10 protein-coding genes are annotated in these 7,399 nt (G+C 40.4%); 2 read left to right on the plus strand and 8 right to left on the minus strand.

Going from position 1 to position 7,399, the window contains the following annotated elements; translation table 11 throughout:
• The first annotated feature begins 2 nt into the window (after positions 1-2).
• The gene (locus tag MHN32_RS20360; protein ID WP_102058486.1) at positions 3-1,337 is read left to right on the plus strand and encodes a magnesium transporter; all 1,335 of its coding nucleotides are present in this window, start codon (positions 3-5) and stop codon (positions 1,335-1,337) included.
• Positions 1,338-1,394: 57 nt separating this feature from the next.
• Here the strand turns inward: MHN32_RS20360 and MHN32_RS20365 are convergent, their stop codons facing one another.
• The 6 genes from MHN32_RS20365 to MHN32_RS20390 form a co-directional block, all read right to left on the minus strand.
• The gene (locus tag MHN32_RS20365; RefSeq protein WP_010369631.1) at positions 1,395-1,607 is read right to left on the minus strand and encodes a cold-shock protein; all 213 of its coding nucleotides are present in this window, start codon (positions 1,605-1,607) and stop codon (positions 1,395-1,397) included.
• Between the two features lie 416 nt (positions 1,608-2,023).
• Positions 2,024-2,605: a hypothetical protein gene (locus tag MHN32_RS20370; RefSeq protein WP_239422654.1), complete on the minus strand. Its 582-nt coding sequence runs from the start codon at positions 2,603-2,605 to the stop codon at positions 2,024-2,026.
• A gap of 59 nt (positions 2,606-2,664) precedes the next feature.
• The gene (locus MHN32_RS20375) at positions 2,665-3,051 is read right to left on the minus strand and encodes a hypothetical protein (RefSeq protein ID WP_239422655.1); all 387 of its coding nucleotides are present in this window, start codon (positions 3,049-3,051) and stop codon (positions 2,665-2,667) included.
• 34 nt (positions 3,052-3,085) lie between these two features.
• Positions 3,086-3,775: a hypothetical protein gene (locus MHN32_RS20380; RefSeq protein WP_239422656.1), complete on the minus strand. Its 690-nt coding sequence runs from the start codon at positions 3,773-3,775 to the stop codon at positions 3,086-3,088.
• Between the two features lie 111 nt (positions 3,776-3,886).
• Entirely contained in the window at positions 3,887-4,324 is a 438-nt protein-coding gene (locus tag MHN32_RS20385) for a hypothetical protein (RefSeq protein ID WP_239422657.1), read from the minus strand.
• Between the two features lie 141 nt (positions 4,325-4,465).
• Positions 4,466-4,774: a helix-turn-helix transcriptional regulator gene (locus MHN32_RS20390; RefSeq protein WP_010604283.1), complete on the minus strand. Its 309-nt coding sequence runs from the start codon at positions 4,772-4,774 to the stop codon at positions 4,466-4,468.
• A 283-nt stretch (positions 4,775-5,057) separates the two neighbouring features.
• Between MHN32_RS20390 and MHN32_RS20395 the strand changes: the two genes are divergently transcribed.
• The gene (locus MHN32_RS20395; RefSeq protein WP_010604282.1) at positions 5,058-5,291 is read left to right on the plus strand and encodes a hypothetical protein; all 234 of its coding nucleotides are present in this window, start codon (positions 5,058-5,060) and stop codon (positions 5,289-5,291) included.
• 76 nt (positions 5,292-5,367) lie between these two features.
• Here MHN32_RS20395 and MHN32_RS20400 read toward each other — a convergent pair whose 3' ends face one another.
• Positions 5,368-6,243: an MBL fold metallo-hydrolase gene (locus tag MHN32_RS20400; protein ID WP_102058491.1), complete on the minus strand. Its 876-nt coding sequence runs from the start codon at positions 6,241-6,243 to the stop codon at positions 5,368-5,370.
• A 76-nt stretch (positions 6,244-6,319) separates the two neighbouring features.
• On the minus strand, positions 6,320-7,117 hold the full coding sequence (locus MHN32_RS20405; protein ID WP_102058492.1) for a transporter substrate-binding domain-containing protein: 798 nt from the start codon (positions 7,115-7,117) through the stop codon (positions 6,320-6,322).
• Positions 7,118-7,399 lie beyond the last annotated feature (282 nt).

Raw genomic sequence — 7,399 nt, forward strand, 5'->3', positions numbered from 1 at the left:
CGATGAGCGTAGCAAAAGATACATTAGAGTCAGCGGTAGAGCAGCTCAGTGATGAGTTTTTAAATAAGTTTCCGCTCAAAAGTGCGCAGCTCCTTGGCACTTTACCTCCAGACGAAGCCGCTGAATTATTACAACAGCAGGCACAACATATCATTTATCGTTTATGGAAATATTTGCCGCCGGGAGCCGCTGAACAAATTTTCCAGCAATTCCCTGTGGAATATCAAGCACAATTTATCGCGAGCCTAGATAGCCATATTGCGGTCGGGCTTTTGAACAAGCAGTCGCAGGAAGCGCAGCAGGTGCTACTCGCTAAATTAAAGGAGCAGCATTCAACCATAGCGAATGAACTTAGCGAGTTGCTGGTTTTTCCTGAAAATACCGCTGCGAGAATGATGAACAAAAAGGTGCAAGCGTTTTACTCAGATACAACACTACGTGAAGTGCTCGCGCAACTGAAACGATTAGACGGTAAAGTGCCAGACGTCATCTACGTATTAAATGAGCAGCAGGATTTAGTGGGCGAGACTACACTCAATGTTTTAGTGGGAAGCTCCTCAAGTAAAACGCTAACGCAGGTTGCGACGCCGATCCGAGTCACGCTAAATGTGATGGATCATAAAGATCAGGTCGTGGAAGCGTTTGAAGGGCACAAAGTGCGAGCAATTCCAGTACTTGATGCGCAGCAACAGCTAGTTGGGCAGATCCGATTTTTTGATGCCTATCAGTCAACCAAAGAAGATTTAGCGAGTGATATGCAGACCATGGTAGGTGCAAGTAAAGACGAAAAAGCCCTATCAAGTAGTTGGTTTGCAGTAAAGAAACGGCTTCCGTGGTTACAAATTAACTTGTTAACCGCATTTGCAGCCGCTGCCGTAGTGGGGGCATTTGAGGGATTGATTGCTCAAGTTACCGCTTTAGCTATTTTGCTGCCAGTAGCAGCTGGGCAGTCGGGTAACGCAGGGGCTCAAGCTTTGGCTGTAACGATGCGAGGCTTAACACTACGAGAAATTTCAACGCGACACTGGTATCAGGTGATGCTAAAAGAAATGATGGTTGGGCTGTTAAATGGCATAGCAATAGCGGTTACTTGTGGCATTGGCGTATATTTGTGGAGTCAATCACTCGGCCTTGCACTTGTTATTGCGCTGGCGATGATATCGTCTCTTGTCATTGCGGGAAGCTCAGGCGCCATTGTACCAATAGCATTGAAAAAATTTGGACTTGACCCTGCGCAATCTTCATCAATTGTACTTACGACAATTACAGATATAGCGGGTTTTATGTCATTTTTGGGGATTGCGTTGTTACTGTCAGATATGTTGCCGAAAGGCTAAGTGAGGAGTGGGGGAGTTCGTAGAGCTAGTGCAGGCACTAGCTCTGAGCAATACGTATTAGTTAACTACTACGTTGCTTGCTTGAGGACCTTTCTGGCCTTCTTCAACTGTGAAAGACACTGATTGGCCTTCAGTTAAAGTTTTGAAACCGTCAGAAACGATAGCACGGAAATGTACGAATACATCTTTACCGCCGTTTTCTTGAGTGATGAAACCAAAACCTTTCTCTTCGTTGAACCACTTAACTGTGCCGTTTACTGTGTTAGACATAATTGAAACCTTTTTCAAAAAATTAAATATGTGGTGAAAATCACCGATAAAGCGATAGATAAAACTTAGCTAGTAACGCATTGGTATATCTATAAACGACTTTTTAAAAAAAAGAGTATCAAGAAAAAACAGTGCAGCAGTAGTAAGTGCTCTAAGTATCTAAAGCCTGCATATAGTATAGCGTTCTGACGGCGCTGTCCAATGAAGTTTGCAACTTTTTTGTTTAAAAAGTGAGCAAAAATGAATTTTGAGCGGATTTATTGGTGTAACTTTGATTGGAATGGACGAATTTGAAAGATGTGTTTTCTAGTCTTGTGTGTTTAAAAGCTACTGTTGTATAAGACTTCACTTAGCGGTATTAGAGTGAATACCTATTTGCTCGGAAGCGCTAAGATATAACGCTTCCAAACTTTTAACTACTTGTATCTGTTGATCTCGACTCGGATCACCCCATCTTCGGGCGTTGAATTAAAATAGAAGGGGTGATCTTGCCAGCGTTCATCACTCCCAAATATTTCACCAACAGCCGCTGCGGTTTCGATTGGTTCGTCTTTATTGATATATATATCCACTCGACAGGCCGTTTCACGGCAATCAATATTAGTTACGCGCAGCTTGTTTAGGATTTCGTTTTCCATGAAAAAATAATGAATTTGATCGGAAAATTCGAATGCCCAGGTTTCGTCTACAGATTGCTCGTTAAACCCTTTATCTTTGGAAGGCGTGATTGTTCTTTCGTCACTTTCTTTAGGTGTTTTAATTTCAGTATATTGGTTAGTGCTATTCTCATCTGCAAACTTACCAGTAGGCTTTGGCTTGCTGATAGCTACTTCTTCGAGGTGTGGCTTTACATTGTCGGAAGCCTTAATGTTGCTGGAGAGAGCAGCGAAACGCTCCTCCAAATTATCTCGCTCAAGCTCTAAGTCTGAGATTACCGTATTCAGATAGATAGAGTAAGCAGCTAATAAAATAGTCCCTATTGCTGTAAGGTATCGCATAGTAAATCCTTGTTTATTTTGTAATTATTGTATTTTTAATAGTTTTTTATATCATTCAGTCATGGTAAACGGAACTGAGCTAATAGTGTTTTAGTTTCTAAACTATCAAATTGCCCACCAATATGCAGTATGTGTTGGCTAGATTTGTTAAAGATAAAAAGCTCATCAAAACTACGAGTGTTGTTGGTCAGCGATACGGCCAGCCAGTCTCCAGTGTTAAATATGGCAATGTCGTTAGGTGATAGAAGCTCATGGACTTGATAGGCAATATTGTAATCAATGGCTGGCTTATCTTTGTTTTTCAATGCGATAAAATAAGGCGCAAGATCAAGTTCATACTTGCTATGTAGACCACCGGTAATATTCTCAGCCGTTTGTAACTGAAAAATGAGTTCGCCATGCTCCGTTGTAACGGTGAATGAGGGGTTTGGGCTTAACGCTGGCAATAGATGATAACTAGATACCTAACAACAAAAGCCATTACGGCTTTTGTTGTTGATCTGTTTTATGTATTACCTCATCGCTGTCATCTTCATCATCGTCTTCCTGTTCGGGCCGTTGATTTTCTACAAAAATGGTGGCGAATAAGGTAGTTACAACACAAGAAAGCAGAATACTTTTTGCGTAGGGGTAACTTTTGTAAACCCAATTCCAGCTCCAGAAGGGCTTAGCCGTTGCTTCTGAGACGCCAAAGATATAATCCATATTTCGGAACAAGTTTTCTACAAACGCGGCTGAGTCTACAATGATAAATAACATGTAGATACCGTACAATAAAATGTCGGCATGGGTAATGTAAATGGCGCGCCAGTTATTTGGTTGGAAGCGGCGCATAAACAATAAAGAGTACATCACTCGTTTTCTTAGTATTAAAAGAACCGGTACATCAACACAGAAGTGCATTAAATAAATCATAAAATTCTTTTTATACGGCGGTTCCTCTCGCATATAGATGTCAATCAACTCAAATAAGGCAAACTCGATTATGGTAAAGAGAAATATCACCGTGATGATATGCACGATATTTACTTGATTTCTATAACAGGTAGCAAGAGTCGTCATCACGACAAGAGTAGCTATACCATAAAACAACTCTGTATTGAGATGTATATATGACAATAACCCAGTAAACAGCAATGCTGCAATATAGAAGAGCCAAGACGTTTTCATTATTTATTCCTTGCTGTCCTTTACTCGTTTAGTATTATTTCAAACTTTCGTCTTAGCATGAAGAGAGTTAGCTTAAACAGATAACATTGTGAAGTCACAAGGTATCGTGCTTTACCCTCTTGGATCTTCAACTTGGTGTCCACCAGAACCCCCATTGACACGCTTCAAATCTCTATCGTTTATTAGTAATTTTGTTTCACCGTGCATACTCGCAGCACCTGTATCTTCATGTTGGTGTCCTCGATAGCCCCGATTGTTCTGCTGCAGGTCCTGACAATTCAGCACAGAACTGAACTGATTGTAAACATATTCACTCTGCAAGTTTTTATAATGGTCTAAACCTGAACCACCCACTATTCGGTACAGTTGTGACTCCGCCATAGTATTACCGTTGCGATAGCACTGAGTTGCTACAGCGCGATGTTTGTTACGACTAGCGTGGTTAAGTAAGCGCACGCGAGTGCCTTGTTTTATTTTACTCACAAATTGTTTTATCGTGATAAAGCAAAAGGTTAGTATGCCTGCTGTCACATTTTTGAATAGCTGCATGTTGATTTCCCTTCAGGATTATTTTCGGTGTTTTGGTTAGCACTACTCTATCGCGAAACGTCAAAAATGAGAATAACTTGTTGCTTATTTTGTAAACAAGTGAAACTAAAGATGTTGTATTAAAAGGTGGATGTTAACACACTAATCTTCCTGACCTTTTTGGTTTTTGCGCTTTTTTGCAGGAGAAGGGCTTTCTCGCCAGAGCTTTACGTCTTGCATCTTTGTGCGTAGGTCCATAAAGTAGTCTGTAATTGGATTAACATCCATACCACAGTATGTACTCCATTCTAAAAAGTACTCGAATGAAAATTTCCGAATACCTTTTTCATACTCTTCATAGGTTTGTCGCCGGATCCCTACTAAGTCAGCCATCTGCTGGGTGGTTTTATCAGCCGACATGCGCAGTCTTCGAAGATCATCACCTGTACACTTAAATCGGGTTCTGCCCACTCACTTAATCCTTTTTCACTCGGGCTCGCGGATATGCGAAAGTTAAATTTTAACGCCGTTACTGTTTCTATTTTGTAAAATTTGGATTGTAACCGCATGTACCAAATTTGCAAGCTTGTTTTGTTTTTATGTTGCTAAAATGATTTTATTTAAATGTAAGTTATTGAATGGTGGTGTTTATTTAAATTTTTGTTGTGAATTTTTTTGTTCGACAGAATTTTCAGGCGAAGTTTTTGATAAGCTCAGCTTTATAGAATATCGGTTGGTGACAAAGGATTATTATATGGATTACTTACGTCAGTATAACGATCTTAATATTTATTATGAGGCGTTAAAAAAAGCAAGTAAGCAAGGCTCAGATGTGCCAGAGTCCACGGCTAAATGGTTAGCGTTAGTGGAGACCACACTATTTGAGCTACAAGAGCTTGCCTATATGGAGAAGGCATATATGCAAAAGTCTAAAACAATGAGTAATTTAGTCGACCTTGTTTATGCCAGTGCACCAACGATGGAGTAGTGTTTTTAAGCCAAGTATTTTCGGTGGAGGGGATGTGCATTACTGGCATCCCCTTTTTTTAAAATAGGTTAGCAGTTTATTTTACTGGGGGCGATTTCAAACTGCGATAAAATAACGTGGTAACGCGCTCTTCTGGTAGCCAATTAGCATAGTTAAGATTAAGTATTTGTAGCGGACGCGCGGCTACAACTTCTTCCAAGCTTGTATTATTTTTCATTGCATCTAGCATAATCGTTTTCGCTTTTTGTAATAGTGCCAGATAATCTTGTAAATTTTGTTTATCTGTTACAGGGCCATGGCCTGGTATGACGGTGGTCTTGTCGCCTATTTTCTCTATCACATCTTGTACTGCTGCAATGACTCCGTCTAAGGAGCCGCCGCTGTCGACATCGACAAAAGGTAAGCTGCCTAAATTAAAATAGATATCGCCCATATGTACGGCATTTGCTCGGTCAAAAAAGATCACTGCATCGCCATCGGTATGGGCGTGATGATAATGCCACAAGTGAGCATGCTCTTGGTTAAAGTGGAGCTTCATATCACTGCCAAATGTCAAGGTTGGCAAGTAGTCAGAACCGTCACCATGTTTTTGTTCTAACCGCTTGTATACATTGTGATGCGCGATAACATGGCTGCCCGCTTGTGCGAAATTTTCGTTGCCTCCTGTATGGTCGCCATGATGATGGGTATTAATAACAAACTCAGGTGCATTGGGTTGGATTGTTTTGATTTTTGCTTTAATTTGTTCACTGAGTTTAGCGAACTGATCATCGACGATATAAACGCCATCTGAGCCCGAACTTATGGCAATATTACCGCCTTGCCCAAATAGCACATGAAGGCCTCTTGCAACCTCTTGCAACTTAAACTCAACGTCATCAGCTTGTGCGTTTGAAATGTTTATCAATCCAAGCGCGATCGCAGTGAATGAATTTCTTACTAATTTAATCATGATTCATCCTTTTTGTTCTATTTTTTGTTTATTTCTATAAAGCAGTGGCTTAAGGTGTTTTATCATGCGTGCAGATTCATTCGTCTGCCGCTGCTGCGTTGTCTATTACCTGCCTCAATGCAGCATCCATCTTTAGGATAAAATCTTGTTTAAATGGATATTTTTCTTCAAACCCTTTCAAGTACCCAATGTGGGCAGTGCGACGCATTACTATTTTATCTTCAACAATATTACTGGTGTTTAAACTTGGTGTTATCTGCGACATTTTATTAATACCAAGTAAAGTGGAAAGCCGATCATTGACGTAACAATCAACGCGCCCACGTGCGAGCTTTTCGATATTTGAACGTGTGCTTTTGTTTTCCCAAAGTTGAATAAGTCCTTGTTTTTGCGCTTCCATTAGGCTTTCATCTAAGATGATATAACCGGCATTAATGCCAATATTAAGTACTCTTTCTGGTTTTACATGAGGCAAGTGCTTTAAGGTGATCCCTTGATTGCAAAAGGCAACCACCACCTCTTCTTGAAGGGGAATGGAATACGGCCAGATATAGGGGCGTTTTTTGATATGAATATAAGGTGGCATTAATGCCATTGCTTCGCCGGATGCCATTGAGGAAACGCCTCGCTTCCATGGTACCGCTTGCAAGTTAACTTGATATTCATGACTCAGCAAACGCGCTGCTTGCTTTACAATATCGACATAGATGCCATAAAGCTCGCCGTTAATTTGATAACTATAAGGCGGATAAGCATCGTCGACCAAAATGGTTACCTTGATAGGTGCTGAGTATTCAGGTTTATGGGGAACGGCGTTAGATAAGAGCGGCAGAAAAATACAGCAGCAAATAAAAACCAAGCGAAATAAATTCATTTTTCACTTATGTACGTAGTAGTCATTTTTTAAATATAGCCAACAAATAGCGAGTTTGTTAGGTGAGGGTACTAAACTTGTGTTATGGAGAGCTTAGGCTATAAATGCCTAATATTTACTTATTTAATATGCTTCATTGTTGCTTGATTGAAGCACTTAGGTATTGACACTGCTAAAGTATATTTAACCTGAGCTGCGGATAATTAATGCCTTTCTAGCAGCCAGTTTTAGCGCTAACTGCGTTGAATTCACTTCCAATAGCCAGCTATTGGTGCGTAAATT

This window comes from Pseudoalteromonas sp. Of11M-6 (assembly GCF_022347905.1).
In the GTDB taxonomy this organism is placed as follows: domain Bacteria; phylum Pseudomonadota; class Gammaproteobacteria; order Enterobacterales; family Alteromonadaceae; genus Pseudoalteromonas.

Bases quoted from the DNA above. Each gene is read 5' to 3' on its own strand.
- MHN32_RS20360 (WP_102058486.1), top strand. From the start codon at position 3: ATGAGCGTAGCAAAAGATACATTAGAGTCAGCGGTAGAGCAGCTCAGT.
- MHN32_RS20365 (WP_010369631.1), bottom strand. From the start codon at position 1,607: ATGTCTAACACAGTAAACGGCACAGTTAAGTGGTTCAACGAAGAGAAA.
- MHN32_RS20370 (WP_239422654.1), bottom strand. From the start codon at position 2,605: ATGCGATACCTTACAGCAATAGGGACTATTTTATTAGCTGCTTACTCT.
- MHN32_RS20380 (WP_239422656.1), bottom strand. From the start codon at position 3,775: ATGAAAACGTCTTGGCTCTTCTATATTGCAGCATTGCTGTTTACTGGG.
- MHN32_RS20385 (WP_239422657.1), bottom strand. From the start codon at position 4,324: ATGCAGCTATTCAAAAATGTGACAGCAGGCATACTAACCTTTTGCTTT.
- MHN32_RS20395 (WP_010604282.1), top strand. From the start codon at position 5,058: ATGGATTACTTACGTCAGTATAACGATCTTAATATTTATTATGAGGCG.
- MHN32_RS20400 (WP_102058491.1), bottom strand. From the start codon at position 6,243: ATGATTAAATTAGTAAGAAATTCATTCACTGCGATCGCGCTTGGATTG.
- MHN32_RS20405 (WP_102058492.1), bottom strand. From the start codon at position 7,117: ATGAATTTATTTCGCTTGGTTTTTATTTGCTGCTGTATTTTTCTGCCG.